Below are 25,729 nucleotides of genomic sequence, written 5' to 3' on the forward strand. Positions count from 1 at the left end.
CGACGCCGCCTGCTCCTGCGCCGACGCACGGATCTCCGACGCAGCCGCGTTCAGGTCCGCCGTCGCCGCACGGTTCGTCCGCGCAAGATCCGAAAGCCCAGACACCATCGCGTTCAGAGTCCCCGATAGACGCCCGACCTCCCCGCCCACGCCAGCCTCCAGCCGTCCCGCGAGGTCGCCCTCGCCGACGCGCTCGACGAAGGCCATCACCCGCACGAGCGGCCGGACGATCAGCCGGTTCACGGCCAGACCGATGCCGGCGCAGATCAGGAGGGTGATCAGGGTGCCGCCCCACAGGGCGACGCTCTCGTCGCGCTCGGCCTGCAGGACGCGCGCCCGCTGCATCGCCTGCGTGCGCTCCTCCAGGGACTCGATGGCGGCCAGCTTGGCGCGCAGCGTGTCGAACATCGCCTTGCCCTTGCCGTCGGCCTCGATGTCGAGCGCCTCCGAGCGCGTCGCCGGATCGGCCGCGCGCCGGATGGCCGCCTCGCCGATGTCGGCCTGCCACGTCCGCGCCGCCGTCACGGCATCGGCCAGCAGGGCCCCGCGCTCGGCATCGGTCCCGATTTCGGACCGCAGCTGCCTGATCGCGTCGTCCTGCGCGGGGCGCCCCGACCGGTAGGGTTCGAGGCTCCCCTCGCGACCGGTGATCAGGTAGCCGCGCAGCCCGGTCTCCTGGTTGAGCATGGCCGCGCGGAACCGGTCGAGGGCGCGGATCACCTGGCCGGAATGGGCCAGGGCCTCGTTGGCCGATTGCAGCTGGTTGCGGGTGACCAGCACCGCGCCGCTGCTGAGGATCGTCACGAGCGCGATGACGCCGATGGCACCGCCCAGCGTGCGGTTGAGGCCAGACGTGTTCGGCATATCCGACTTCTCCCCTCGGCCCCGCGGACCGCGTCGCGGAAGGCCGATACCAGGGCGCGTCCGCGCCCGAAACCTGCCCCGCGCGTTCCCGGCGCGCCGGACCCGGCAAGGCCCGCCGATCCGGCGCCGGCATCAAGAACAAGGGCGCCGCCGCCCAAGATCTATTGAGATGTTACGATCAAGACGTCGTGTTTCCGTCTGTAGATCGGGTGCGTCGGCGCACATCCCTCAGGCTTTTGCAGACATGGCGCGGATCCACCGCTTTCCGCCCGGTTTCCGGACGCACTAGGAGATCAGCGCGACCCGACGTGTTTTCGCCGTGGCCGTGTTCACGGCCTTGGCGCCCCCCGCCTTCGCGCAGGCCGTCATCGAGACTCCGACCGACACACGGGTCGTGGTGCCGCCGGGGGCCCCCGGCGTGATCACGCGGCAGCCCAACTCGACGGGCGATGCGGAGGCCTTCACCTACTCGCCCACCGGCCGCGCCGCCGACGGCGGCAATGGCGGCGGCGGATCGTCGGACCCGCGAGGGCGCCGCCGGGCGTGGCCCGCGCCTTGCCCTGGGCGGTTTCGGCTCGTCGATGAGACCGCGAGCCGACTTGCGGCGCGCGTCCGCTGGGCGCGCGCCGTCCTTTGGCGCGAGACGGGCGACCCTAGTCCGAGGCGCCGGCGGCTTCGTCACCGTCCTGGATGCCCAGGGCCGCCTTCTCGGCCAGCAGCGTCGCCAGCGCGGCGCGGATCTGGTCGCCCTGTTCCCCGTAGGGCCGGCCCTGAGCCTCCAACAGGGCGCGACGGTACCGGTCCTGGATCGCGGCGAGGCGCGTCGGCAGCCCGACCTTCGCGGGGGGCTTCGCGACCGCCGCTGGCGCGGGCAACGTCTTCCTGGCGGACTTCCTCTCGGGCATACGGGGCAAGATCGGAGCGGCGCCGCGGTTCCGCACCCGGGCCGATATCGCGGCACGCGGCGGTGCACCGCTCACGGACCTTCGACACGGCCGCATCGCGGGGCCGCGTGGGGCGGGAAGCCGGCTTCCCGCGCCGACACCGCAGATCGGGGCCCGCGGACAGGAAACCTGTGCTCCGCATCGCTAAAACATGTGATCTCCACCGCGAAAGCGGCATTCGGACCGGACACCGCGGGCATTCGGCAGACATCGTCGCGGAGGTGTTTCGTGCAAAGCCCGCTCCTCGGCCCGCAACCGGCGTCCCGGACCTGACGGGGGATCGCCCGTCACGCTAAGAAACGGTGCGCGGGCTCCCGATCGAGCGCGACTTGGCGTCCGGTGAATTGGCGTCCGGTGAAGCAGACAGGCGCGCCGCTCTGGAGGAGGTGTCCATGCTGACGAGACGGGGCTTCGTGGACTGCGCGCTCTGTGCCGTGTTGACCGGCTTCGCGGCGACGGCGGTCGACGCCCAGCAGCAGCCGTCCGGGCAGACCTCCGGCGTCACCCGGACGATCCTCAGCACCGAAGAGCTGCCGGGCGGACACTACGTCGTCGTTCAGGTCGCCGCCGAGATCGCACCGGGGGCGATCGTGGCCCGCCACACGCATCCGGGCATCGAATCCTCCGTCATCCTGGCGGGCGAGGCGGAGCTGCTCGTGGATGGCCAGCCGAACCGCACCTTGAGGGCCGGGGACAGCTTCCAGGTCCCCGCGGTCACGCCGCACAGCCTGCGCAACGGCGCCGGCGCGACCCGGGTCGCGGGGACATACACGGTCGAGAAGGGGAAGCCCCTGGCCTCGCCGGCCTGACCGCCACCGTTCGCCGCGCCGGTCTCGGCGGCCCGAGCACGGAGCCTTCGTCTTCGCGACTGTCCCGGACGGCCATGGGCGGCACCGTGCCGGGCCGGCGCGTCGATGAGCGCCGGGGCGAGGGCGGCCTCCGGCTCGGCCGGGATGGCCGATGCCGCGTCGCGCTGCCGGCGACCTGCCGCCCCCTGGGCCGACGCGGCTGGCAGCAGCGGGGTGCAGCCCGCGGTCCGGTCGACAGGAGGGCGTATCCGGCCGTCATCGGCACCAGGGTCCCGGGCGCAACGCCCCGCTTCACCCACCCGGGCCCCGGGCTCCGACGTCGATCACCCCCGGCCACGCTTGGAAGCCGCGCCTGGGATCGGCGGCACAGCGGATCGGCTGCGAAGCGAAAAACGGGCGCCCTGCACGATCATGGATCGAGATGATAAACCATATTTCCTCATCCCGTTCGACGTCGAGCGCGCGCGGCAAGTGCTACCGCGGCCCGAACCGCCACGGGACCTATTCGGGATCGCGTCGGCCCGGGCCGCGTCGCTCGCACGACGCCGCACCCGCGCACGAATACGTACGATGAAATCAGTATTGCAGTTGAACGGGAAGAATGTAATTTGTGGTCCCAGTAACGAACAGGCGTTGGGCATCCCTCTTCGGAGGCCGGGATCATGTTGACGCTGACTGCTCCGCATCCGGACAATCAGGGCCGTTACGCGGAACGGCGATCCATCGCCGTGGCCAACGTGAACTGGTTCCGGAAGCTCGCCTGGCGCGCGTTGCGTGATGGAAGCCCCCGGGGCGCGATGCGCGCCGCCGCCGCGCGCGCTGCCGCCCGCATCGTCATCCGGCAGGCCAAGCGGGATGCCCTGATCAGCCGCATGGCGCACGAAGCGCTCGAGAGCCTGTAGAGCGCCTCACGAGACGCCCCCGCCCGGGCCTTCGCTCCGCCCGGGTCGGCGACGGGACGCTTCGCGCGATGCGATACGGTCCGCCGCACCGGATGGCGGACCTTCGACGGGGCCGCGCCTTAACCCTCGACGCGCCGCCGCGCGCTCGACCCCGCCGCGCAGGTGCGCGGGCAGAACGCAGCGGTCCTCACGGCGGTCCGTCAGGCGCCGGAACAGGAGGCGCCCGATCCGCGCCCAGGTGCGACGCTCAACCTCGAACCCGGATTCGGCCTCGGGCGGCGGGAGGCCGCCCGCCGCGCCGATCCACCCGATGAGCCGCATCGTGCCGCCGGGACCGAGCGGGCGGTTCAGGCCCTCGCAATGGCGGCGCGCGATCGTTCAGGTCGGCACCGCGTCGGCCGGCTGCGCCCAGAACGCCCCCTCGGTCCCGGATCCGCGGCGGGGGCCGCGGACGGCATGCGCAGGATCCGGGCGCGGGGGCAGGGCGCGGGGGCAGGGGGCGGGGTCAGGAGCCGCCATGCTGCGCCCGCCGCCGGCCCGCGCGGATCGCCCGCCGCGCCGCCATGGGCCGGATCGACGCGGCGGTGCCGTTCAGGGAACCGTCCGGCCGCCGCGGCTTTGCTCCCGGTCGACCGGGAAGCGCGCAATGGCCGAGATCCGCATGTCCGAGGACCAGGATGGGCGCCGGACCATCTTCGCCGCGGGCCTCGTCGTCACGGATCTGACCCGCGACGCCGCGGAGGCGTTCATCGCGAGCTACCGCCGGATCACCGCGCTCTGAGGGCCGGGCGGCTCGGGGGAGCGCCCCGGAACGGCGCGTCCGGCACGGTCCACCCGCCCCCATGCCGTTGGGACCAACCACGTCACGGCGGTGCGCCGCGCGCGACCGGATGCCCGACCGGATGCGCGACCGGCCGGGAACTGAACCCGCGCCGGAGCGATCTCCGGGGGGACTGCCCCGCACGGGCGAACGGGAGGTGAGCGATGGCCGAGAAGGACGATCACGCGGCGACCTATACGGCGTTCAAGGAGGCCGTGAACATGACGGCGTCGGCCCTGGACAAGCACCTGGGCAGCGAGGCCAGCCAATCGGTCGGCCAGAAGAAGGACGGAGCCGGTGAGGCGACCGGCCACCAGGAGGGCCGGCGCATCGTCGAGATCCTGCACACGAAGAAGGCCGACCTGTCGGACGACGACTATCAGCACATGCGCAAGGTCGTCGGCTACGTGCACCGGCACCTGAAGCAGGGCGGCCCGAAGGACGAAGCCGCGCTGCGGGACTCGCCCTGGCGGCTGTCGCTGATGAACTGGGGCCACGATCCCATGAAGGGGGCGTGAGCCCGGGACGGTCCCGCGGCCGGGATCGGTCGCCGGACGGCGCGCCGGAACCGCCGTCTTAACAATCACCCCGCGGCCCGATCCGGCCTTAACCGTTTGTTAACCAATCTAAACAGTTTAGTAAGAAGGGGTTGCGATCGGTAGGGAGTAGACGTTCCGTGAGCGAGCTGCAGAGGCTTCTCGACGATCCTCGGTTCCGGCCCGCCGACAAGGCCAGGCGCGAGCCGGGCGCTGCCCCCGAAGCCGGCAACGTGCTGCGCGTCGTCGCGTCCGCTCCCGAGCAGGCCGAACCCGCGCCGCCGGCACTGCCGGCGCCGCCGCCGCAGGACTGGGACGCGCTGATCCACCGCGTGCAGACCGCGGCCCGCCAAGCGCGGGTGATCGAGGCGCAGTCCCGCGAGCGGGAGGAGCGCATCGAGCACGTGCTGCAGCGCGTCCGGGAGGACATCACCACCGCCAACGAGCGCGCCCGCGTCGCGGAGATGCAGGCCCGGGACGCCCAGGTGCGCGCGGAGGCGCAGATCATCGCCGCCGAGGAGCGGGTCAAGGCCGCCGAGGCGCGCGCCCGCGCCGCCGAGGAGCGGGCCGAGAACGCCGAGGAATGGCTCGGGCGCGTCCAGGACGCGATCCTGTCCGAATTCTCGGACCTGACCGACCAGGCCGCGGCATGAGCAACGCCGCCCGCGCCGCGACCGTCGCGCCGGACGACGGACCGGGCGGGCGCGACGGCCGGGCCGATCCGGTCGACCGGGTCGTCGCGCTGTTCTCGGGCGCCCTGCGGGCCCCGCCCCGGGACGCGGACGGGGATGACTGGTCGGCTTCGCTGACCGCCGTGCGCGGCGTCGCCTCCCAGGTGCGCACCCTCCAGACGAATGCCCGCGACTCGATCCGCGAGGCCCAGCGCTCGGTGCGCGAGGCCGAGACCGCGGTGCGGGCCGCCGAGGATCGGGCCGAGCACGCCGAGGGCCTGCTGCGCGCGGCCGTCGCGCGGGCGGAGCGCGCCGAGGAACAGGCCCGCGCGGCGGCCGAGCGGGCCGAGCAGGCGGAGGCCCGGACCGCGGAGGCGCGCGCGTGGCTGCGGCGCATGCACGAGTGCATGGTCAGCGAGTTCGGCGCCCTGAGCCGGGGCGCGGCCGAGCCCTGAGCGGATCCGGGTGGCAGGATATGGCGTGGCCGGAGGCATCGCGTGTCCATGTGCCGGGTCGCCGGATCCGCCACAATCTGACCAACCTGTTTAAGGGCGCGCCAACGCCTGCCCGGGCAATGATGACGATCGACGTCGCCCCGACGTCGTCGTGCCGGCAGGGTCGTCGTGACGCTCAGCCTCGTTCTCAGCACCGCCCTTCCGCTGCTCACCGGCGTGCTGGCCATGCTGTGGGCGGGGTTCATCGCGCCGGAGATGGAGGATGTCCCCGACGCCCCCGCCGCCCGCGACCCGCGTACGTGGTGAGTGCCGGATGCCGGTGAGGGTTTCTTCACCCTGACGCCGACGGTGCGCGAACCGTCTCGGGGCCAGGCCATTGCTAGGGGATGACGCTGCTCACGATCGTGCCTCCGGCTCAGCCACAGTCCAGCAGGCCGGCCCGGGAACGCCTCGACGGACGCCACGGGGCGCTGCTGGGGAAGCTCGCAGGCGCGCTGGACGTGCCGGTGGAGACGTTCCTGGACGAGGCCCCGGACGGGGAGGCCGGCGAGCTGTTCGCCCTGGTGCGCCACTGGCTGGCGATCGGAGACAGCCAGGGGCGCCGCCGCGTCCTGAGCGCGGCGCGCCAGGAGGCCGAGCGCTCCGGCTACAGCGAGTGCGCGTGAGCGCGGCCGTGAGCGCGACTTGGAGCGCGACTTGGAGCGCGGCACGGATTCCAGGGGGCGCCCGCAGCGTGCCAGGATGAATCCCCACCCTCGTAGCGAGGGCTGGCAACAGGGAGACCGCACATGGATCTCGGCTTGAGTGGGCGCCGGGCCCTCGTCTGCGCGGCGAGCAAGGGTCTGGGCAAGGGCTGCGCCCTGGCCCTCGCCCGCGAGGGTGTCGCGGTCACCATCACGGCCCGCACCGCCGAGACGCTGGAGCGGACCGCCGCGGAGATCCGGCGCGAGACCGGCGTCACGGTCACCGCGGTGGCGGGGGACATCGCCACCGAGGCCGGCCGGGCCGCGGCCCTCGCGGCCTGCCCCGAGCCCGACATCCTGATCAACAACGCCGGCGGCCCGCCCCCCGGCGATTTCCGCGACTGGGACCGCGACGCCTGGATCCGGGCGCTGGACGCCAACATGCTGGCGCCGATCGCGCTCATCAAGGCGACCGTCGACGGGATGATCGACCGCGGGTTCGGCCGGATCGTCAACATCACCTCCGCCGCCGTGAAGGCGCCGATCGAGCATCTCGGCCTGTCGAACGGCGCCCGCTCGGGCCTGACGGGCTTCGTGGCCGGGCTCGCCCGGAAGACCGTCCGGCACGACGTGACGATCAACAACCTGCTGCCGGGCCCCTTCGACACCGACCGGATCCGCAGCAACGCCGAAGCCGGCGCCGCCAAGGCCGGCACCTCGGTCGAGGCCTTCCTCGAGGCCCGGGCCCGCGACAACCCGGCCGGCCGCTTCGGCCAGCCCGACGAGTTCGGGGCGGCCTGCGCGTTCCTGTGCAGCCGGCAGGCGGGCTTCATCACCGGCCAGAACCTGCTGATGGACGGCGGCGCCTATCCCGGCACGTTCTGACGCGGGCCGGCCCCTATCGGGCACTCCGCTTGCAGGGGCGGCTCGAACCATCGCGCGGTGAGGATCATGAGCGTACGCGAGACCGTCGAGGCGCGGCTGGCCCGCATCGCGGAGGGGGACCCGGCGGTCTTCACCCGGCTCTACCCGTCCGAGGCCCGCGCGGCGGCGGACGCCGCCGATGCCCGCCGCCGGGACGGCATCTCCCTCGGCCCCCTCGACGGCGCGATGGTGTCGATCAAGGACCTGTTCGACGTCGCCGGCGAGACGACGCGCGCCGGCTCGATCCTGCTGGCGGACGCGCCTCCGGCGCGGGCAGACGCCCCTGTGGTCGCCCGCCTGCGTCGGGCCGGCGCGGTGATCCTGGGCAAGACCAACATGTCCGAATTCGCCTTCTCGGGGCTCGGCCTCAATCCGCATTACGGCACCCCCGGCAACGCCGCCGATCCGGCGCGCATCCCGGGCGGCTCGTCCTCGGGCGCCGGCGTCTCGGTGGGGCAGGGCACGAGCGACATCGCCATCGGGTCCGACACGGGCGGCTCCATCCGGATTCCAGCCTCGCTGAACGGCGTCGTGGGCTTCAAGCCGACGGCCCGCCGCGTGCCGCTGGAGGGAGCCTTCCCGCTCTCCTACGCCCTCGATTCGCTCGGTCCGCTCGCCCGGACGGTCGCGGAGTGCGCGGCCGCGGACGCCGTGCTGGCGGGCGCGGAGCCCGCGCCGCTGGACGCGTTCGCCGTGGCGGGCCTGCGCGTCGGCGTCCCGCGCGGCCTCCTGTTCACCGAGACGGAGCCGGTGGTCGCCGAGGCCTTCGAGCGGGTGCTGGCCCGCCTGTCCCGCGCCGGCGCCCGGATCGTCGACCACCCGATCGACGACCTCCTCGCCGCCATGGACGCCGCGTTGCCGGACGGCTCCCTCGCGGCGATCGAGGCCGCGGCGATCCACGCCGACTGGCTGGACAGCGAGGCCGCCCGCTACGACCGGCGGGTCCACCGCCGCATCGTGGCCGGCCGGAGCGCGACGGCGGCGCGCTACGTCCGGACGATGCGCCGCCGGACCGAGCTGATCGCCGCCTTCGACCGGCGGCTGGCGCCCCTCGACGTACTGGCGCTCCCGGCGACCGCCGCCACGGCGCCCCTCACCGCCCCGCTGGAGGCGGACGACGCGGCCTTCCTGGCGGCCAATCGCCTGATGCTGCGCAACACCGCCTTCGGCAACTTCTTCGACCTCACCGGCCTGTCCCTGCCGATGCCCGGGCTCGCCCGGCCGGCGGGCCTGATGCTGCTCGCCCGGCACGGACGGGACCGCCGGCTGCTGGCGATCGGGGCCGCGGTCGAGGCGGCGGTCGAGGCCTCCCAGGCGGGCTGAGAGCGGCGCCGGCCACCGGCCCCGCCCTCGTCGCGCGCAGCCCTGTCGAGCCCTGCGCCACCGCTGCGGCTTCGCCGCCCGCACGCTGCCCGGGGCGCCCGGACCAGGGCCGGGGCGGGCGGCGGCGAGGGGGCACGAGGCGAGGCACCAGGCGAGACAGCAGGGGAGGCGGCAGGCAGGCCGCCGCGGCCCCGCGCGGCGGACCGCCGGGGATATGGCTCAAGCGCAGGCCCAACCCGCCTCCGGGGTGACGCGGGACGCCGCGAAGCCCGAACGCAACGTTGCTCAAAGCCGGCCTCCCCGCGTCCCGCGGACGAGCGCGCGCCGGCAGACCGGCACCCGTCCTCGTCCGTTCATGCGTCCGGTGTCCGTCACGCGGGGGCTCGAACGACGCTAAGACGATCCGGGGTGCTCGCGCCCCCCGACGCTTCCGAGCGAGCCTTCGTCGCACGCCCCCTCGTCATGGAGGGCGTCGCCTGACCACCACACCGCCCAGGACAGGGTCGAAGAAGCCCTGCGCGGCCGGCGGCATTTCCGCCGCCCGCCGCCGCCCAGCCCGAGCCGGGGGCATGTCGAGTCCCGCGCCCGGGGCTGCCGCAGCCGGCGGCAGACGCAGGCACCGCCCACCGCCGCCAGCCCGGCGGCTGACCGGACCGGCGCCCCGAGGCGACTCACGACGCGTCGCGGCGGGTGCGGTGAGAAGACAAAATAGGAATATTGTCAAGATCTCGGCTGCGCCGGCGACGCCGCGTGCCCGCGCGACCCTGTCGTCCCGGGATCCTGCGGGGCCCCGGGGATGACGGCGCGCAGCGTTCCCGTCCTGTGCCGCCCCGCGAGCCGCGGCGCTGGCCGTCCCGGCCCCAACACGTTGCCTTGTTGCGTTCCATGGCGCACCGTGCGGGCGATCCGGGCCCGGGCCGCCCGCCGTGGCAGTCCACCGTGCCCGGGTCACGGGACCGCCAGCGCCGGGTGGCGATCCCGACGGGCCTAACCGCAGGGAGCCGCCGCATGAACGCAGCCTCACAACCGATCGTCACGGAGCGGGACACGGATCCGGCCGAGCCGGAGGCCGTCCAGGCGATGCGCGTCGACCTCGCGGCCGCCTACCGGCTGATCCATCGCCTCGGCCTCGACGACAGCATCTACACCCATATCTCGGCGCGGCTGCCGGGGGGCGGGCACCGGTTCCTGATCAATCCCTACGGGATGCGCTTCGAGGAGGTGACGCCGGACAACCTCGTCACCGTCGACATCGACGGGCAGGTGCTGGAGGATCCGATGGGCCTCGGCATCAACCCGGCCGGGTTCACGATCCACAGCGCCATCCACGCCGCCCGCCACGACGCGGTCTGCGTGCTGCACACCCACACGGTGGCGGGCGTGGCGGTCTCCTGCCAAGAGGAAGGGCTGCTGCCCCTGAACCAGTGGTCGATGCAGTTCACGGGGCGCCTCGCCTACCACGCCTACGAGGGCATCGCCCTCGACCTCGACGAGCGGCAGCGGCTGGTGGCCGATCTCGGCGACAAGCCCGTGATGGTCCTGCGCAACCACGGCCTGCTGACCTGCGGGCGCACGGTCGGGGAGGCGTTCCGGCTGATGCACAACATGGAGCGCTCGTGCCGGGCGCAGCTGGCGATCCAGGGGGCGGGCGCCCCGGTGATCCGGCCCTCCGCCGCCGTCGCCGCCAAGACCGCCGGGCAATACGCCGCCGGCTACGACCGCGTCGTGGTCCAGGGGGCGCCCGACAACGAGTGGGCGGCGTTCAAGCGGATGCTGGCGCGCACCGATCCGGATTTCTTCGCGGCGGCGTGAGGGTCCTCACGGGGCGCGTCGCGGCGGTCTTCGAACGATGAACGCGCTCGGGGTCTCGACCTCCTCGTGAGGTGCCCCCGCCGCCGGGCCCGGGCGGGCCTCCGGGAAGCCCCGCGATCCCTGGGGCTGCCGCGAGGCCGCGCGCTCCGGTCTCCGCCGCTCCCGGATGGGGAAGGCCGGGGAGGCCCTCAGCCGCTCGCAGATCCGCCTGTCGATCCGCCCGTTTAAGCCCGGACGGCCAATCCGCGCCCGTTCGGGAGAAGGGCGCCTGGCCGAGGCCGCCAGACCCTCATGCCTCGGCCCAGGCCCCGCTCGACCGGTAGATCTGCTTGAAGAACGCGATGAACGCCCGGGTCTTGCCCGGCACGAAGGCCCGGCTCGGGTAGACCGCGAAGATCCCCGCCGAGGCCGCCGCCGTGTAGGCGGGCAGCACCACCTCCAAGAGCCCCTCGCGCAGCTCCGCGTGCACGTCCCAGGTGGAGCGCAGCGCGATTCCGAGGCCGCCGATCACCGCCTCGCGCACGACCTCGTTGGAATGGGTGCGCAGGGGACCGGACGCGCCGACCGTGCAGGGGCCCTCCGACCCGATCAGCCGCCAGGGGTTCTGGTTCTCGGTGGCGAGGCAGATATGGCCGCGCAGGTCGTCGAGGGTCTCCGGCCGTCCGGCCGCGTCGAGGTAGCCCGGCCGCGCGCAGAGCACCCGCCGCACCGGGGCGAGCCGCACCGCCGTGAGGCCGGAGCTCTTCAGCGCGCCGACGCGGATCGCGAGGTCGTAGCCGCGCTCGACGATCGATTCGAAATCGTCGCTCAGTTCGAGGTTCAGCACGATGTCGGGGTGGAGCGCGAAGAAGGCCCGCAGGTGCGGGACGATGTGCAGCCGCCCGAAGGAGCTCGGCGCCGTCACCCGCAGGGTCCCCCGGGCCCGGGTCGCCGTCTGCGACACGAGGCTCTCGGCCTCCGCGATGGCGTCGACGATCGGGGCGATCCGCTGGAAGAACGCCGCGCCGACATCGGTCGGCGCGACCTGGCGGGTGGTCCGGTGCAGCAGGCGCACGGCGAGCCGCTCCTCCAGCCGCTTCAGCCGCTTCGAGACCACCGCCACCGACAGGCCGAGTTCCGACCCGGCCCGGGTCAGGCTGCCGGTCCGGACCACCCGGGCGAAGATCTCGAGATCGCTCTGGTCGTGCATTCTCAACGCTGCGGAAAGAATCAAATCCCTTTTGCCGCCTTTTTCGCGGGTGCCAAGCGGTCTACCGAGGGAGACCTCAAAAAAACTTCACGCGCCGTTCGATTTTTTCTGACGAACGGCGCCGTCCCCGTCCAAGGAGCCGCCATGTCGGGCCTCGTCGTCGCCGAAGACCTCCGCACCTTCCTGGCCGAGGAGGCGCTGCCCGGGACGGGCCTCTCCGCCGAGGGCTTCTGGTCGGGCTTCGCGGCGATCGTCCGCGATCTCGCCCCGCGCAACCGGGCGCTGCTGGACCGGCGCGACGGCCTCCAGGCCGACATCGATGCCTGGCACCGCGACCATCGCGGCCTGAAGCACGATCCGGACGCCTACGCGGCCTACCTCACGCGGATCGGCTACCTGCAGCCGGAGCCCGCCACCGTCCGGGTGACCACCGCGAACGTGGACGCGGAGATCGCCCGGATCGCCGGCCCGCAGCTCGTCGTGCCGATCTCCAACGCCCGCTACGCGCTCAACGCCGCCAATGCCCGCTGGGGCAGCCTCTACGACGCCCTCTACGGCACCGACGCGATCCCGCAGGACGGCGACCTCGCCCCCGGCACCGGGTTCAACCCGGCGCGCGGCGCCGCGGTGGTGGCCAGGACCCGGGCGTTCCTCGACGCCGTCGCACCGCTCAGCGTCGGCACCTGGTCGGATGCCGTGGGCTTCTCGGTGGCCGGCGGCCGCCTCGCGGTCGACCTCGGCGCGGGCCGCAGCGCCGGCCCGACCGGCGCGGCCGCGTTCGCCGGGTTCACGGGCGACGCCGGGGCACCCTCCGCGCTGCTGCTGCGCCACAACGGCCTGCACGTCGAGATCGTCATCGACCGGGCGAGCCCGATCGGTCGCACCGACCCCGCCGGCATCGCCGACGTGGTGCTGGAATCCGCCCTCTCGACCATCATGGACATGGAGGATTCCGTCGCCGCCGTGGATTCGGCCGACAAGGTCGCGGTCTACCGCAGCTGGCTCGGCCTGATGCGCGGCGACCTCGTCGCCACCCTGCCCAAGGGGGGCCACACCGTCGAGCGGCGCCTCGCCGCGGACCGGACCTACACGGCCCCCGACGGCGGAAGCCTGACCCTGCCGGGCCGGGCGCTGATGCTGGTCCGGCACGTCGGCCATCACATGTACACGGACGCCGTGACCCTCGACGGCCACGAGATCCCCGAGACGCTCCTCGACGCGGCGGTGACCGCGCTGATCGCCCTGCACGACCTGAACGGCACCGGCCCCGTGCGCAACAGCCGGACCGGCTCGGTCTACATGGTCAAGCCGAAGCTGCACGGCCCCGACGAGGTCGCCTTCGCGGTGGAGCTGTTCGGGCGGGTCGAGGCCCTCGTCGGCCTCAAGCCGCGGACGCTCAAGATCGGCGTGATGGATGAGGAGCGGCGCACGACGCTGAACCTCAAGGCGGCGATCGCCGCGGCCGCGGACCGGCTGTTCTTCATCAACACCGGCTTCCTCGACCGCACCGGCGACGAGATCCACACCTCCCTGGAGGCCGGCCCGGTGGTCCGCAAGGACGCCATGAAGGCGACCGCCTGGATCCAGGCCTACGAGGACGGCAACGTCGATGCCGGGCTGGCCTGCGGGCTGCCGGGCCACGCGCAGATCGGCAAGGGCATGTGGGCCGCCCCCGACCGGATGGCGGCGATGCTCGACGCCAAGGGCGCCCATCCGGAGGCCGGCGCCAACACCGCCTGGGTCCCGTCCCCGACCGCCGCGACGCTGCACGCGCTGCACTACCACCGGACCGACGTCCGCGCCCGCCAGGCGGACCTCGCCGGCCGGGCGCCCGCGACCCGGGACGCCATGCTGACCCTGCCGCTCGCCGACGGCCCCTTCGCGCCGGAGGCGGTGCGGGAGGAACTCGACAACAACTGCCAGGGGATCCTGGGCTACGTGGTCCGCTGGATCGACCAGGGCGTCGGCTGCTCGAAGGTGCCCGACATCCACGAGGTCGGCCTGATGGAGGACCGCGCCACCCTGCGGATCTCCAGCCAGCACATCGCCAACTGGCTGCGCCACGGCATCGTCGACCCGGACCAGGTCGCCGAAGCCCTGCGGCGGATGGCGGGCGTGGTCGACCGCCAGAACGCGGGCGATCCGGCCTACCGGCCGATGGCCCCCGGCTTCGACGGGCCGGCCTTCCGGGCCGCGCAGGCCCTGGTGTTCGAGGGCGCGCGGCAGCCGAACGGCTACACGGAGTTCGTGCTGCACCGGTTCCGCCGGGAGGCGAAGCGCCGGGGAGCGTGAGGCGGGAGGCGCGGCGCCGGATGACCGGGGACGGGTCGGTCCGGCACCGCGCCGCTTCGCCTCAGCGCCGCTTGCGCGTCATCACGTAGACGAGCAGGTTCGCCACCGCCCGGTAGAATTCCGCCGGGATGGCGCGATCAACTTCGACGTGATCGTACATCGCCCGGGTCAGGGCCTTGTCGATCACGACCTCGATCCGGTGCTTCTCGGCGATCTCGCGGATGCGGAGGGCGATGAGGTCCCTGCCTTTGGCCAGCACCATCGGGGCGTCGTTCTCGCCTTGGTCGTAGCGCAGGGCGATGGAGTAGTGCGTCGGGTTGGCGAGGATCATCGTGGCGCGGGGCACCGCCGCCATCATCTGCCTGCGCAGGCGGTCCTGCGCCAGCGAGCGCAGTCTGGCCTTCACCAGCGGATCGCCCTCGAGCTGCTTGAATTCGTCTTTCAGCTCCTGCCGCGACATCCGCAGGTCGCGCTGCCAGCGCAGCCGGGTCCAGACCAAGTCACCGGCGACCAGCGCGATGGTGGCGACGCTGACCGCCGAGACGAGGCGGACCGACAGGGTCAGCAGAAACTCAGGCAGCCCGACCGGATCCACAAACATGACATTCACGATCTCGTGCCGGTCCGCGCGCAGCACCAGGATGGACGTGCCGCCGATCGCCAGGAACTTGAAGAGGCTTTTTCCGAACTCGACCAGTCCCTGCAGACCGATCATCCTGTTCCAGCCGGCCACGGGGGAGATGCGCGACCATTGCGGCCGGATCCGCTTGAACACGATGCGCGGCGCGTTCTGGAAGACCGACGCGGCGATACCGGCCGCGAGCAGGATCACCAGGATGGGCAGCAGGAACCGCCCCATCTCAAGGGCCAGCGCGTGGACGAGGGCCATCGCGTCCCGACTGGTCTCCACGGCGTAGTTGCCGGGCTGCTCGAGGAACAGCGCGAGCCGCCGCACGAACGGGACGCCCTGATCCCGCGCCACGTAGACGAGGAAGAGCAGCATCCCCAGGATGGAGGCGAAGATCGGCGCTTCCCGCGAGAACGGGATGTTCCCCTGCTCGATCGCGTCGCTGATCTTCTTGCCGCTCGCCGCCTCGGTCTTGCTCTCCTTATCGTCGGACATGCCGGCCGCCCGTCCTAGCGGATGTAGGTGTCATCCGAATCGGCCGCGCTGAGCTCGATCTCGCCCCGGGCCGCCATCTCCAGCGCTTGGTCGGTGATGGACCGGCGGGCTTCCAGCACGTCCCGCTGCGAGGCGGGCTCGCCGCCCTCCAGCTCGTGCTCCACGATGCGCCGGGCGCGGGCGGTCAGGGCACTGAGCACGACGCTGCGCAGCGGGCCGCTCGTGCCCTTCAGGGCGAGGATGACCTTCTCGTGCGGGACCTGATCGAAGAGCGTCGTGCGCGCCCGCGGTGTCAGGTTGATGATGTCATCGAAGGTGAAGAGCAGGCTCTTCAGGATCTCCGCCGATTTGGGCCGCGACTGCGTGAGGTTGTCCAAGACCTCCTCCATGCTCTGGCGCTCCATCTTGTTGATGATGTCGGCCATGCGCGAATGGGTATCGGCGGCGGCGTTGCGCGCCAGGTTGATCATGAAGTCCTCGTGGATCGTCTGCTCGATCATCTTCATCGTCGCCTCGACGATCGGCTTGAACGTCAGCATCCGCCGCATGACGCCGTTGCGCAGCGGGGTTGGAAGCTGGGCCATCACCTTGGCGGCGCAGGCGGGCTTCACCTTCGACAGGATCAGCGCCACCGTCTGGGGATGCTCCTTCATCAGGTAGGTGGCCAGGGCGCTCTCCGAGCCATTCGAGATCCGGTCCCAGATCGAGCGTTCCCCCGCGCCGAGGACGTCGGCCATGAGTTCGGAGATCTGCTCGGGCGTCAGGACCCCTTCCAGGAGCTTCTCCATCTCCCGGGCCGTTCCGACCAAGTTCGCGCCGTCGGCGAACAGGGCGGCCACCTGCTCGATGATCGACTCGAGCTCACCCCGCGGCACCGGTCCCAGGAGCGCGACCGCCCGCGTGATCTGCTTCAGCTCGGCACCGTCGAAGTACTTGATCAGCCGGCTGGCCGTGGCCTTGTTCATCGCGATGAGGACGGCCGCGACCTCCTCGGACGGTGACAGGATTCTCCGACCGGTCTTGGTCACCGCGCCTGCGGCCATGGCGATGCTTCCTGTCAGCCGTTGGAGTCGGCCGCCGCGGGGCCGACGATCTCGGTGAGGGACACGCCGAAGCGCGAATTGTCGTCCTCGACCACGACCACTTCGCCGCGGGCGATGACGCGGCCGTTGACGACGACGTCGACGGGCTCGCCGACGCGGTGGTCGAGGGGGACGATCGCGCCGCGGCCCAGCTTCATCAGGTTGGAGACCGGCATCGTGGCCGAGCCGAGGACCACCTGCATCAGCACCGGGATCCGCAGGATCGAATCGAGGTTCCGGCCACCGCCCAGGCGCTCGTCCTGCGCGCGCTGCGCCTCGGCCTGGGCCTCGATCTTCGCGAACAGGCTCTCGCTGTGGCCGCCGCCGGACCCGGCATCGGCGCTCGGCTGGTCTGAAGGGGGGGACATCACGCACTCTCCGAGGATGGGAAGGGCCGCGCCGCGGCGACGGCCGGTGTCGCGCCGGACCCGGCGGACGAGATCAGGCGCGCGTCAGGCTGCCGCCCCGGGGGGACTCGTGGCCGGCGGCGTCGGGCGGCGGCGCGGCCGTGAGCCGCGACCGCTCCGCCCGCAGTTCGGCCAGGGCAGCCTTCGCGGTCTCGATCTCGCGGCTCAGATCCTCGAGGACGGTCCGCCCGTCCTGCGCGAAGGCCTGGACGGCGTTGCTGGCGCCCACGAGCGCGGAGGCGCTCCAGTCGACCATGTCCCGGTACTGCGCGTGGTACCGGTCGAGGCGCTTGAGCCGCATGTACATCGGCACGAGGCAGGCGGTGGTCGCGACGAGCGCGGCGAAGAGCAGGGCCTCAGCGGGCGAGAACATCATCGATAAACTCCTGGTCCTGATCGATGAAGCGGTCCACGCGCAGGAGGATGCCGCCGTCGTCCTGTCCGACGACACACCAGAACAGCTCGCGGTCGTTGCCGACGAGCTTGATCTGGGTGCGCGGGTTGGCCCGAAGCTCCAGCACTTGGCCGACCGCCAGCCCGGCGATCTCGCCCAGGGTCAGATGCCTCTCCTCCAGGATCGCCTTCAGGGTCACCGGGGTCTTGCGCACCTCGCCGGCGATCTGCTTGGTCCACCGGGAATCCCGGGCCGAACTCTCGCCCACCAGGATCCGCGCGAGGCTCTGGCGCATCGGATTGAGGACGGATTGCGGGATGACGACGAACATCTCGCCGCCGCGGTTGAGCGCCTGCAGGAGAAACTTCGCCGCCACCGCCTGATTGTTCTGGCGGCCGATGACAGCGAAATCCATGCGCAGCTCGGTGCGCTCCAGCTTGAACGGGGTGTTCGCCACGAGGGCGAAGGCGGATTGCATGGCCCGGCCGACCTGCTCGAACAGGCGCTGGGCGATCCGCATCTCGATGTTCGAGAACGAGCGCTCCTCGTCCAGGGGCGGCTCGGAGCCGTCGGAGCCGAGCAGGACCTCCACCATGGTGAAGATGAAGTCGCGGTCGAAGCCGACCAGGATGTGGCTGTCCCATTCCGGCGCGTGGAAGATGCCCGCCACGGCGTTCGACTCGTAGGGTTCGAGGATGTCGCCGAAGCGCTGGCTCTCGACGTTGCTCAGGGAGAAGTAGACCGGGGAGGCGGCGAAATGCCGGAGCTGATCCGCGCAGAAGGTCGCGACCCGGTCCAGGATCACGTGCAGCATCGGCAGGCGCTCGAGCGAGAGGCCCGCGGCGTCCAGCAGCCGATCCCGGATGTCGTTGGCGGCCAGCTTGTCCATGGTCAGGCCGCCTCGCGGAGGGGGGCCTCGCCGCGGGGCGCCCCCGTGATCGTGGCGTCCTCGACCTCGTCGATCGTCGGCCGGTAGGCGGCCGAGATCGCCTTGCGGCCGTGCTCGACGGCGATCTGCGGCAGGGCGCCGTTCATATAGGCCAGCAGGGTCTGCTTCACGATGACGTAGACCCGCGCCTGGGAATCGCGGGTGGCCTTGACCTTGTTGGCCATCGGCGCGACCAGCGCGTAGGAGACGAAGATCCCCGTGAAGGTGCCCACCAGGGCCGCGCCGATCAGGCTGCCCAGGAGGGCGGGCGACTGGTCGAGGGCGCCCATGGCCTTCACGATGCCGAGGATCGCCGCCACGATGCCCAGGGCGGGCAGCCCGTCGGCCATGCTCATCAGGGCGCCGTAGACCTTCAGCTTGTCGCCGCGGTGGGTGGCGATCTCCTCCTCCATCAGCGCCTCGATCTCGTAGGGCCGCGCGTTGCCGATGAGGATGAGGCGGACGTAGTCGCAGTCGAACTACGTCGACACGCTGATCAAGGTGAACGAGAAGAGCGTCGGCATCCTGGTGGACGCTGACATGGAAGAGGAATCGACCAAGCTGAAGGCCCTCCAGGTCCAGCAGCAGCTCGGCATCCAGTCGCTGACGATCGCGAACCAGAGCACGCAGCAGATCCTCAGCCTGTTCCGGTCGTAATCCCGGCCCTGATCGTCGACGACATCCGCCCCTCGGGGCGGAGGCGGGCCGCGCATCTCCGGATGCGCGGCCTTCTTTGCGTGGTGTCCGGCGCGCGCCACCACCTCCAGGCAAGGTTGATCGGCGAAGCCTGGATCAAGCCACAGCCGTGGAGGCCTGAGTCCCGTCGATGCCCGGTCGCGCGCACCTAGAGAAGCTTTGGCAGAACATCCTGGAGCTGGGGCCCCGGCGCCTGATCGCCCTCGGCCTGGTGGGGCTCACCGTCTTCTTCGCGGTCGGGCTGGGCGCCTATTATCTCAGCCGCCCCCTGCGGGAGACCCTCTACGCCGGCCTGAGCCGCGACGACGTCACCCGCATGGGCGCCGCCCTGAAAGAGGCCGGCATCTCCTTCGACGTCAGCGCGGACGGCACCGCGGTGCTGGTGGGCTACGGGCAGACGGCCCAGGCCCGGATGCTGCTCGCCGAGAAGGGCCTGCCGCAGAGCGGAAAGGCCGGCTACGAGCTGTTCAACGACCTGGGCTCGCTGGGCCTGACCTCGTTCATGCAGGACATCACCCGGGTCCGGGCCCTGGAGGGCGAGCTCGCCCGCACCATCCAGACGCTCAAGGGCGTGAAGGCGGCCCGGGTTCACATCGTGATGCCGGATCCCGGCTCCTTCCGCCGAGAGCAGCAGCCCGCCTCGGCGTCGGTGGTGGTGCGCACCGAGCCCGCCAACGACCCGGCGGTCGCGCCCGCCATCCGCCAGCTCGTGGCCGCCGCGATCCCCGGCATGAAGCCCGACAAGGTGACCGTGCTGAACACCGACGGGACGGTCCTGCTCGCGGGGGACGACGCCACCACGGCGCCGGCCGGACGCTTGGCGAGCCTGGAACAGACCGTCAACCATGAGATCCAGGACAACATCCGCCGGACGCTCACGCCGTATCTCGGCCCGAACAACTTCGAGGTCAGCGTCGTCGCGCGGCTGAACACCGACAAGACCAAGACCGACGAGACGATCTTCAACCCGGACCAGAAGGTCGAGCGCTCCCTGCGGACCGTCAAGGAATCCGAGAGTTCGCAGAACCGCGCCCCGCAGAAGCCGACCACGGCACAGCAGAACCTGCCGAACCAAAACGTCCAGGCCTCCGGCAGCGAGAACTCGAACTCCGAGAGCCAGCGCCGCGAGGAGCTGTCCAACTTCGAGATCTCCTCCAAGACGGTCTCGACGATCAGCGACGGCTATTCCGTCAAGAACCTCTCGGTCGCCGTGCTGGTGAACCGGTCCCGCCTCGAAGCCCTGGCGGGCCCCGCGAAGGACGGGAGCCGGATCGAGATCGAGCCGAAGGTCGCCGAGATCGAGCAGCTGGTCGCCTCGGCATCCGGCTTCAACAAGGTGCGGGGCGACCAGATCAAGGTGGCGGCGGTCAGCTTCGTGAACGACGGCCAGCCGTTGGGCCCCGCGCCACCCCTCGGGCTCGGCGAGGTGCTGCTGCGGCAGTCCGGGACCCTGATCAACGCGGCCACGATCCTGATCGTCGGATGCCTGCTGATCTGGTTCGGCCTGCGCCCGGCCGTCAATGCGATCCTCGCCCCGTCGCCCGCGACCGAGCTGGCCCTGGCCGGGGCGGAGGGCGACGGGGCTCTCGCTCTGCTGCAGGCGGAGCAGGATGCCGCCGCATCGAGCCCCAACCTCATCGAGGATCTGTCGGAGCAGATGGCCCGCTCACCGATCCGCAAGCTGGAGCAGCTGGTGGAACTCGACGAGGAGCAGGTGGCCAACATCCTGAAGCAGTGGCTCACCCGTGAAGAGGCCGCGTGATGACGGACGCTCCCGCGGTCTGGGCCGTCTTCTCGGGCAAGGGCCGGCGCTCCTCCTCCACCTTCGCGGCGCTGGCGCCCAAGCGCGCGGAGGCCGAGCCGCCGCCACCGGACCTCGATGCCGTCGCGGCGACCGCGCGGGAGGAGGGCCGACGGGAGGGCGAGGTCCAGGCCCGTCAGGCCGCACAGGCGGCGGTCGCCGCGGAGCGGGAGGCGGCCGCCGCAGCCCTGGCCGAGGCCCGGCAGCGCTGGGTCGAGGCCGAGGCGGCGGCGCTGACCGCCGCCGTCACGGCGCAAATCCAGGCGCTCGAGACGCGACTGGCCGAGAGCCTGACGCGGGTCCTCCTGCCGTTCCTGACGGACGCCCTGCGGCACGAGGCGATCGACGCGCTGCACGCGACGCTCGCGAGCCTGGCGGCGGACGAGGCGGCCGGCACGCTCGCGGTGACCGGGCCCGCCGACCTCGTCGAGGCCCTCACGCGGCGCCTCGCCCTGCCGCCCGGACGGCTCGTCGTCACCACCGACGGCCAGCCCGATCTGCGCATCCAGATGAACGGAACCGTCGTCGAGACGCGGCTCCGGGCCTGGAGTGAGCGCCTCGCCGCGCTGGTCGAGGATCGGTGACCATGGCCGACACGCAATCCGAGATCATCATCGTCCGGCGGGTGGTCGAAGAGGCCCCCCCCATCACGGGGGCGTCTGGAAGATCGCCCTGGCCGACTTCATGACCACCATGATGGCGCTGTTCCTGGTCCTGTGGCTGATCAAGGCCTCGAACGAGGAAACCAAGACCAGCATCGCGAACTACTTCAATCCGATCAGCCTGTCGGAGGCCCTGCCGGTCCGGAAGGGATTGAACGATCCGCAGCCCACCTCGACCGATACGACCGCGGGCGGCACGGCGGGCGAGGCCGGGGCGTCCCGGGACAAGGGCAGCAACCTGCCCCCGGGATCCGTCGCCCGGGAGCGTGAGCTGTTCCAGGACCCCTACGCCGTCCTGGCCAATCTCGCGGCCCAGGCCGATCCGGACAAGCCCCAGAGCGCCACGATCGGAGACCTCGGCGACGCCGGGCGGCGGGGCGGCGAGGTCCCGCGCGATCCCTTCGACCCGCTATACTGGCAGATCACCACCCTCTCGCCCGCAAGGACGGACCGGTCGGCGCCCACGGGGATCACGCCGCCGCCGGCCCAATCCAAGCCCGACGCGCGGATTGCCAGCGCGCCGGAGAGCCGGAAGGCCGACATCAAGCCGGGCGATGCCGGTCCGGAAGAGGCCAAGGACGGTGAGATCAAGGGCGACCCGGCCAGGGGCGCGGGCGGAAAGGCCGGGGATGCCGGTGCGGACAAGCCCGGTTCGCCCCGCGGGGAGACTGCGGCGGCTCAGTCCGCGCTGAGGGCCGACATCGCCAAGATCTTTCCGCCCTCGGCGCCCGGTCCCCGCGTCGACGTCCAGGGGACCCCGGACGGGATCCTGATCAACGTGACGGACGACCTGAATTTCAGCATGTTCGCGGTGGGCTCCGCCGAGCCGCGTCCGGAGATGGTGCGCGCCATGGCGCGCATCGCCTCGGCGCTCGCCACGCGGCCGGGCCGGATCATCGTCCGCGGCCACACGGACAGCCGCCCGTTCCGATCGGAGGTCTACGACAATTGGCGGCTCTCGACGGCGCGCGCCCACATGGCGGCCTACATGCTGACCCGGGCTGGCCTCGACGAGGGACGGATCTGGCGGGTCGAGGGGGCGGCCGAGCGGTCGCCGCGCAACGCCGCGGATCCGAAGGCGCCCGAGAACCGGCGCATCGAGATCCTCCTGCAGGGGTCTCCGGGATGAGGTGGTTCCTGCCCGGCATTCTCAGCCTGCTCGCCGCGGGCCCCGCAGGGCCGGTCGCCGCCGAGCCCGCTCCCGCGACGGTATCGCCTCCACAGGCGACCCCGCAGGCGGCGCAGCCGGTCACGGCCGCACCCGCCGGCCCGATGCCACCCGCCGGCCCGATGCCACCCGCGACGCCGGGCGCCACGCCGCAGCCCCGGATCGGCGACCCGGTCGCGTGGGTGCGCACCCTGCAGCTCCTGCAGGATCGGGTCGCCGCGGGCTCCCTGTCCGCCCACGCGAGCCAGCCCATGGTGATCGCCCGGATCAACGCGGATCTGCAGAATGCGGGCCCGGATGTCTGGGCCGATCCGCGCAATGTCCGGGCCGCGATCGTCTTCGCCCTGAGTGGCGGCGGTCCGGCGATCCTGCGGCACCTGACCACCCAGGGCAGCCTCGGCAATCCCGAGGCGACCCTCGCGCGGGGGGCGCTCGCCTACGTGGAAGGGCGCGAGGCCGAGGCGACCCGCCTACTCCGGGACATCGACCTGGCGGCCCTGCCGCTGACGCTGGCCGGCCCGATCGGCCTCACGCAGGCCTCGCTCACCGTGACGGAGAACCCGGTTCGGGCGGTCGCCCTCCTCGATCGGGTCCGGCTGCTGCTCCCGGGAACGCTGACCGAGGAGGGGGCCCTGCGCCGCGAAATCTTCACCCTGGGGCAGATCGGCGACCTGAGGAAGTTCGAGACCCTGGCGATCCAGTATCTGCGCCGCTTCCCGCACTCGATCTATGCGGGCAATTTCCGCCAGCGCCTCGCCTTTCAGCTGATGCGGTTCGACGTCGGCCAGGACGCGGACCGCTTGGCGACGCTCAACAGGATCCTGGCCGAGCTCGGCTCGGAGAGCCGGAGGGACATGTACCTCCTGATCGCCCGGACGGCGATCCAGGCGGGCAAGACGGCCTCGGCGCTCGTGGCCACCGACAAGGCTCTCGCGCTCTGCGCGCCCGGGAGCCTGGAAGCGACGCAGGCCCGGCTCTATCGGGCCGCTGCCGAGATCGTGACCCTCGCGACGTTCCGGTCCGGGTTGCGCACCTTGAGAAGCCTCGACCGGGCCATGCTGCCGGCCCGCGACGCCGTCCTGCTCGACACCGCGCTGGCCACGGCCGACGCGATCGGACGGGGGCTCACCGGCCAGCCCGGTCCGAGCGAGACCGAGGCCGCGTCGAAACCGGGGCAGGCCGCCGCGGATGCCGACGGACCCGCCAGCCTGATCCCCAAGGCCCAAGCCATGATCGACCAGGTCGATCTGCTCCTCCGGAAGGCCAGCCCGTGACCCCGATCTCCGCCACGGTCCAGAAATCCGCCCCGCGCGCCGATCGGGACATCGCGTCGCCCCAACCGGAGGCCGACCATCCGAATCCGCCGGGTGCGGAGCGGAGGCGCGACTTCGGAGCCGTCCTGCGCGAAGCCTCGGACCCATCGGCGGCATCCCGGGCCGGCGCGACGCAGGGTGGACCGGCGGCCGCCGACGCGCCGACCGGGCAGGCCGGCTCGGTGGAGGCGGGCGCGACACCCGCACCGACCCCAGTCGATCCCGCCGCGGCGCTGCTCGCCCACCTTCTGAACACCGCCCTGCCGGCGGTCGCCGCGGGGGCACCGGCGTCCCCCCTCGCGACGGTCGCCGCGGCTGACGGCACGCCGATTGCCGGCGGGCCGGATGCGCCGGTCCGCGACGGCGCGTCCGCGACGGCTGCCACGGCTGGATCCGCTCCGTTCCGCAGCACCGGAGCCCTCGCGGCGAACGCCCGCCCGGGCACCCAGCCGGCGGTCGCGGAGGAGGGGGCCACGCTCCGCGGCGCGCCCAAGATCGCGGTGCTCGACCGCGCGGTCCACTTCAAGCCCATCGTGACCGACGGGGCGGCACCCGAACCCGCGAGGCCCGATCCCGCGGCGCCGGCCACCGCGCAAACCGTCACGCCTCAGCCTCTCCGGCCCGCCGTGCCGGAACTGGTTGCCGCGGCGGCGAAGACCGCGGCCAAGATCCGGATCGTGCCTCAGCCGGAGCCCGTCCCCGCTGTCGCCGCTTCGGCCTCCGCGCAGGGTCCCGATACGACAAGCCTCACCGCGCATGAGGACAGTCGGGCGATCACGGGAATCGCCAGGACCGTCCTGGATCCCGAGGGCCGCACCGATCCGGAGCGCATCTCCGGACCGGTGGCCCAGGAGGGTGCGGGCGCCAGTCTGCCGGCCGGAACCGTCACGACGATCGCGGCCGCCATCAGGGACACGGTCGACCGTGTCGCCGAAGCGGCTCCCGCAGCCCGGGTCCAGGCCGATCCTCCGGTGCGCGCCGCCCCGGACGGGCCCCTGCGCACGCTCAGGATCCAGCTGAGACCGGAGGATCTCGGGACCGTCACGGTGGAGCTGCGCCTCACCAACGGTCAACTCGAGACGCATCTGCGCGCCTCGCGGCCCGAGACGGCCGCGCTCCTGCACAGGGACTCGGCGATCCTGACGGACTTGCTGAAGCAGGCTCATTTCCAGGCGGAGGTGACCGTCGGGCAGGCCCGCCCGGGCGACGGGGGCGCGCCCTCCGGGGGCTCCTCCGCGCAGGGGCAGCCCTTCAGCCACGGCGGTGCCCGGCCGGACCCGGGAGGCGAACGGCAGCGGCAGGCGGAGCAGCACCGGCAGGCCGCCGTCAGGGGCGATGGGGAGCGGACAGATGAGACGGTACGTTCTCGCGACGGCGGCGTTTATCTCTAGCGCCGTCCCGTCCGCAGCGAATGTCTGCGAAGCCGAGATGGGACGGGCGTCCGCGCGCTACGGCGTTCCGCTCGGGGTGCTCTACGCGGTCGGCCTGACCGAGACGGGCAAGCGCGGCTCGCTCCAGCCCTACGCCATGAACATCGCGGGCGCGGCCTATTTCGGGTCCGATCTGCGCGACGTGGTGGTGCATTTCACGGAGGCGCGCCGCAGGGGCGTGCGCCTGATCGATCTGGGCTGCATGCAGATCAACCACCACTACCATGGCGGCAAGTTCGGTTCGCTCGAGGCCATGATCGATCCGCGCGCGAACGTCGAGTACGCCACACAATTCCTCAAGGAACTGAAGCAGCGGGAGGGGAGCTGGACGCTGGCCGTGGCGCGCTACCATGCCGGCCCGCACAACAACGCCGCGCAGAAAGTCTACATCTGCCGGGTCATGGCCAACATGGTCGCGACCGGTTTCGGCCAGTGGACCCCGGGCGCCAAGCAGTTCTGCCGCTGAGGCCGCGCCTCGGCCCAAGCCCGTCCGGGCCGCTC

25 protein-coding genes and 2 pseudogenes are annotated in these 25,729 nt (G+C 72.2%); 18 read left to right on the forward strand and 9 right to left on the reverse strand.

Annotation, left to right across the window (positions count from 1 at the left end; translation table 11 throughout):
- Positions 1–864 (reverse strand): CHASE3 domain-containing protein (locus MKK82_RS19700; RefSeq protein WP_243986541.1); only part of this gene is annotated, 864 nt, incomplete at its 3' end.
- Between the two features lie 653 nt (positions 865–1,517).
- Entirely contained in the window at positions 1,518–1,739 is a 222-nt protein-coding gene (locus MKK82_RS19705; RefSeq protein ID WP_238288525.1) for a hypothetical protein, read from the reverse strand.
- 461 nt (positions 1,740–2,200) lie between these two features.
- Between MKK82_RS19705 and MKK82_RS19710 the strand changes: the two genes are divergently transcribed.
- The 10 genes from MKK82_RS19710 (at position 2,201) to MKK82_RS19755 (ending at position 10,743) form a co-directional block, all read left to right on the forward strand.
- A complete protein-coding gene (locus tag MKK82_RS19710) occupies positions 2,201–2,617 on the forward strand; it encodes a cupin domain-containing protein (protein WP_238288510.1) in 417 nt (138 codons plus the stop codon).
- A gap of 662 nt (positions 2,618–3,279) precedes the next feature.
- The gene (locus MKK82_RS19715) at positions 3,280–3,519 is read left to right on the forward strand and encodes a hypothetical protein (RefSeq protein ID WP_238288506.1); all 240 of its coding nucleotides are present in this window, start codon (positions 3,280–3,282) and stop codon (positions 3,517–3,519) included.
- 984 nt (positions 3,520–4,503) lie between these two features.
- Positions 4,504–4,857: a DUF3140 domain-containing protein gene (locus MKK82_RS19720; RefSeq protein WP_243986542.1), complete on the forward strand. Its 354-nt coding sequence runs from the start codon at positions 4,504–4,506 to the stop codon at positions 4,855–4,857.
- 158 nt (positions 4,858–5,015) lie between these two features.
- Positions 5,016–5,528, forward strand: a complete 513-nt coding sequence (locus tag MKK82_RS19725; protein ID WP_238288502.1) for a hypothetical protein — start codon at positions 5,016–5,018, stop codon at positions 5,526–5,528.
- Positions 5,525–6,001 carry a hypothetical protein gene (locus tag MKK82_RS19730; protein WP_238288500.1) on the forward strand — a complete coding sequence of 159 codons (477 nt, stop codon included), beginning with the start codon at positions 5,525–5,527 and terminating at the stop codon, positions 5,999–6,001. The genes MKK82_RS19725 and MKK82_RS19730 overlap by 4 nt, the downstream gene beginning before the upstream one ends.
- Positions 6,002–6,169: 168 nt before the next feature.
- Complete coding sequence (locus MKK82_RS19735; protein WP_238288498.1) at positions 6,170–6,307, forward strand: hypothetical protein; 138 nt, start codon at positions 6,170–6,172, stop codon at positions 6,305–6,307.
- An 80-nt stretch (positions 6,308–6,387) separates the two neighbouring features.
- Positions 6,388–6,666: a hypothetical protein gene (locus MKK82_RS19740; protein WP_238288495.1), complete on the forward strand. Its 279-nt coding sequence runs from the start codon at positions 6,388–6,390 to the stop codon at positions 6,664–6,666.
- Positions 6,667–6,789: 123 nt separating this feature from the next.
- Entirely contained in the window at positions 6,790–7,569 is a 780-nt protein-coding gene (locus MKK82_RS19745) for an SDR family oxidoreductase (protein ID WP_238288493.1), read from the forward strand.
- 66 nt (positions 7,570–7,635) lie between these two features.
- Entirely contained in the window at positions 7,636–8,931 is a 1,296-nt protein-coding gene (locus MKK82_RS19750) for an amidase (RefSeq protein ID WP_238288491.1), read from the forward strand.
- Between the two features lie 1,008 nt (positions 8,932–9,939).
- Entirely contained in the window at positions 9,940–10,743 is an 804-nt protein-coding gene (locus tag MKK82_RS19755) for a class II aldolase/adducin family protein (protein ID WP_238288481.1), read from the forward strand.
- Between the two features lie 289 nt (positions 10,744–11,032).
- On the opposite strand, the gene MKK82_RS19760 is transcribed toward MKK82_RS19755, so the two are convergent.
- The gene (locus tag MKK82_RS19760) at positions 11,033–11,932 is read right to left on the reverse strand and encodes a LysR family transcriptional regulator (protein WP_238288471.1); all 900 of its coding nucleotides are present in this window, start codon (positions 11,930–11,932) and stop codon (positions 11,033–11,035) included.
- Positions 11,933–12,076: 144 nt separating this feature from the next.
- Here MKK82_RS19760 and MKK82_RS19765 point away from each other — a divergent pair, with 144 nt between their 5' ends.
- On the forward strand, positions 12,077–14,224 hold the full coding sequence (locus MKK82_RS19765; protein ID WP_243986543.1) for a malate synthase G: 2,148 nt from the start codon (positions 12,077–12,079) through the stop codon (positions 14,222–14,224).
- A 61-nt stretch (positions 14,225–14,285) separates the two neighbouring features.
- On the opposite strand, the gene flhB is transcribed toward MKK82_RS19765, so the two are convergent.
- The 6 genes and pseudogenes from flhB to MKK82_RS19795 all read right to left on the reverse strand — a co-directional run.
- A complete protein-coding gene (gene flhB, locus MKK82_RS19770; RefSeq protein WP_243986544.1) occupies positions 14,286–15,347 on the reverse strand; it encodes a flagellar biosynthesis protein FlhB in 1,062 nt (353 codons plus the stop codon).
- A gap of 14 nt (positions 15,348–15,361) precedes the next feature.
- The gene (locus MKK82_RS19775) at positions 15,362–16,390 is read right to left on the reverse strand and encodes a flagellar motor switch protein FliG (protein WP_238288464.1); all 1,029 of its coding nucleotides are present in this window, start codon (positions 16,388–16,390) and stop codon (positions 15,362–15,364) included.
- A 14-nt stretch (positions 16,391–16,404) separates the two neighbouring features.
- Positions 16,405–16,797: a flagellar motor switch protein FliN gene (gene fliN / locus MKK82_RS19780; protein WP_238288462.1), complete on the reverse strand. Its 393-nt coding sequence runs from the start codon at positions 16,795–16,797 to the stop codon at positions 16,405–16,407.
- 73 nt (positions 16,798–16,870) lie between these two features.
- On the reverse strand, positions 16,871–17,212 hold the full coding sequence (locus tag MKK82_RS19785) for a hypothetical protein (protein ID WP_238288460.1): 342 nt from the start codon (positions 17,210–17,212) through the stop codon (positions 16,871–16,873).
- Positions 17,193–18,119, reverse strand: coding sequence for a flagellar motor switch protein FliM (locus MKK82_RS19790; protein WP_243986545.1), 927 nt, complete (start codon positions 18,117–18,119; stop codon positions 17,193–17,195). Before MKK82_RS19790 ends, MKK82_RS19785 begins: the two co-directional genes overlap by 20 nt.
- Before the next feature lie 2 nt (positions 18,120–18,121).
- Positions 18,122–18,637 (reverse strand): annotated as a pseudogene (locus MKK82_RS19795) (MotA/TolQ/ExbB proton channel family protein); the annotation flags it as partial.
- Here MKK82_RS19795 and MKK82_RS19800 point away from each other — a divergent pair.
- The 7 genes and pseudogenes from MKK82_RS19800 to MKK82_RS19830 form a co-directional block, all read left to right on the forward strand.
- Positions 18,630–18,815: pseudogene (locus MKK82_RS19800) on the forward strand (flagellin); the annotation flags it as partial. The pseudogenes MKK82_RS19795 and MKK82_RS19800 sit on opposite strands and share 8 nt — an antisense overlap.
- 169 nt (positions 18,816–18,984) lie before the next feature.
- Positions 18,985–20,616 carry a flagellar basal-body MS-ring/collar protein FliF gene (gene fliF / locus MKK82_RS19805; protein WP_243986547.1) on the forward strand — a complete coding sequence of 544 codons (1,632 nt, stop codon included), beginning with the start codon at positions 18,985–18,987 and terminating at the stop codon, positions 20,614–20,616.
- Positions 20,616–21,239 carry a hypothetical protein gene (locus MKK82_RS19810; protein ID WP_238288305.1) on the forward strand — a complete coding sequence of 208 codons (624 nt, stop codon included), beginning with the start codon at positions 20,616–20,618 and terminating at the stop codon, positions 21,237–21,239. Before fliF ends, MKK82_RS19810 begins: the two co-directional genes overlap by 1 nt.
- A gap of 100 nt (positions 21,240–21,339) precedes the next feature.
- Positions 21,340–22,446, forward strand: a complete 1,107-nt coding sequence (locus tag MKK82_RS19815; RefSeq protein WP_313902105.1) for an OmpA family protein — start codon at positions 21,340–21,342, stop codon at positions 22,444–22,446.
- A complete protein-coding gene (locus MKK82_RS19820) occupies positions 22,443–23,759 on the forward strand; it encodes a chemotaxis protein (RefSeq protein WP_243986549.1) in 1,317 nt (438 codons plus the stop codon). Before MKK82_RS19815 ends, MKK82_RS19820 begins: the two co-directional genes overlap by 4 nt.
- Positions 23,756–25,189, forward strand: a complete 1,434-nt coding sequence (locus tag MKK82_RS34240) for a flagellar hook-length control protein FliK (RefSeq protein ID WP_243986551.1) — start codon at positions 23,756–23,758, stop codon at positions 25,187–25,189. The genes MKK82_RS19820 and MKK82_RS34240 overlap by 4 nt, the downstream gene beginning before the upstream one ends.
- Entirely contained in the window at positions 25,149–25,694 is a 546-nt protein-coding gene (locus MKK82_RS19830) for a transglycosylase SLT domain-containing protein (protein ID WP_238288297.1), read from the forward strand. Before MKK82_RS34240 ends, MKK82_RS19830 begins: the two co-directional genes overlap by 41 nt.
- Positions 25,695–25,729: the final 35 nt, after the last annotated feature.

Source organism: Methylobacterium sp. E-046 (genome assembly GCF_022829625.1).
Classification (GTDB): Bacteria; Pseudomonadota; Alphaproteobacteria; order Rhizobiales; family Beijerinckiaceae; genus Methylobacterium; species Methylobacterium longum.

Excerpts from the sequence above, each read along its gene's own strand:
- MKK82_RS19710 (WP_238288510.1), top strand. The coding sequence starts at position 2,201 with ATGCTGACGAGACGGGGCTTCGTGGACTGCGCGCTCTGTGCCGTGTTG.
- MKK82_RS19715 (WP_238288506.1), top strand. The coding sequence starts at position 3,280 with ATGTTGACGCTGACTGCTCCGCATCCGGACAATCAGGGCCGTTACGCG.
- MKK82_RS19720 (WP_243986542.1), top strand. The coding sequence starts at position 4,504 with ATGGCCGAGAAGGACGATCACGCGGCGACCTATACGGCGTTCAAGGAG.
- MKK82_RS19730 (WP_238288500.1), top strand. The coding sequence starts at position 5,525 with ATGAGCAACGCCGCCCGCGCCGCGACCGTCGCGCCGGACGACGGACCG.
- MKK82_RS19740 (WP_238288495.1), top strand. The coding sequence starts at position 6,388 with ATGACGCTGCTCACGATCGTGCCTCCGGCTCAGCCACAGTCCAGCAGG.
- MKK82_RS19745 (WP_238288493.1), top strand. The coding sequence starts at position 6,790 with ATGGATCTCGGCTTGAGTGGGCGCCGGGCCCTCGTCTGCGCGGCGAGC.
- MKK82_RS19750 (WP_238288491.1), top strand. The coding sequence starts at position 7,636 with ATGAGCGTACGCGAGACCGTCGAGGCGCGGCTGGCCCGCATCGCGGAG.
- MKK82_RS19755 (WP_238288481.1), top strand. The coding sequence starts at position 9,940 with ATGAACGCAGCCTCACAACCGATCGTCACGGAGCGGGACACGGATCCG.
- MKK82_RS19760 (WP_238288471.1), bottom strand. The coding sequence starts at position 11,932 with ATGCACGACCAGAGCGATCTCGAGATCTTCGCCCGGGTGGTCCGGACC.
- MKK82_RS19765 (WP_243986543.1), top strand. The coding sequence starts at position 12,077 with ATGTCGGGCCTCGTCGTCGCCGAAGACCTCCGCACCTTCCTGGCCGAG.
- flhB (WP_243986544.1), bottom strand. The coding sequence starts at position 15,347 with ATGTCCGACGATAAGGAGAGCAAGACCGAGGCGGCGAGCGGCAAGAAG.
- MKK82_RS19775 (WP_238288464.1), bottom strand. The coding sequence starts at position 16,390 with ATGGCCGCAGGCGCGGTGACCAAGACCGGTCGGAGAATCCTGTCACCG.
- fliN (WP_238288462.1), bottom strand. The coding sequence starts at position 16,797 with ATGTCCCCCCCTTCAGACCAGCCGAGCGCCGATGCCGGGTCCGGCGGC.
- MKK82_RS19785 (WP_238288460.1), bottom strand. The coding sequence starts at position 17,212 with ATGATGTTCTCGCCCGCTGAGGCCCTGCTCTTCGCCGCGCTCGTCGCG.
- MKK82_RS19790 (WP_243986545.1), bottom strand. The coding sequence starts at position 18,119 with ATGGACAAGCTGGCCGCCAACGACATCCGGGATCGGCTGCTGGACGCC.
- fliF (WP_243986547.1), top strand. The coding sequence starts at position 18,985 with ATGCCCGGTCGCGCGCACCTAGAGAAGCTTTGGCAGAACATCCTGGAG.
- MKK82_RS19810 (WP_238288305.1), top strand. The coding sequence starts at position 20,616 with ATGACGGACGCTCCCGCGGTCTGGGCCGTCTTCTCGGGCAAGGGCCGG.
- MKK82_RS19815 (WP_313902105.1), top strand. The coding sequence starts at position 21,340 with ATGACCACCATGATGGCGCTGTTCCTGGTCCTGTGGCTGATCAAGGCC.
- MKK82_RS19820 (WP_243986549.1), top strand. The coding sequence starts at position 22,443 with ATGAGGTGGTTCCTGCCCGGCATTCTCAGCCTGCTCGCCGCGGGCCCC.
- MKK82_RS19830 (WP_238288297.1), top strand. The coding sequence starts at position 25,149 with ATGAGACGGTACGTTCTCGCGACGGCGGCGTTTATCTCTAGCGCCGTC.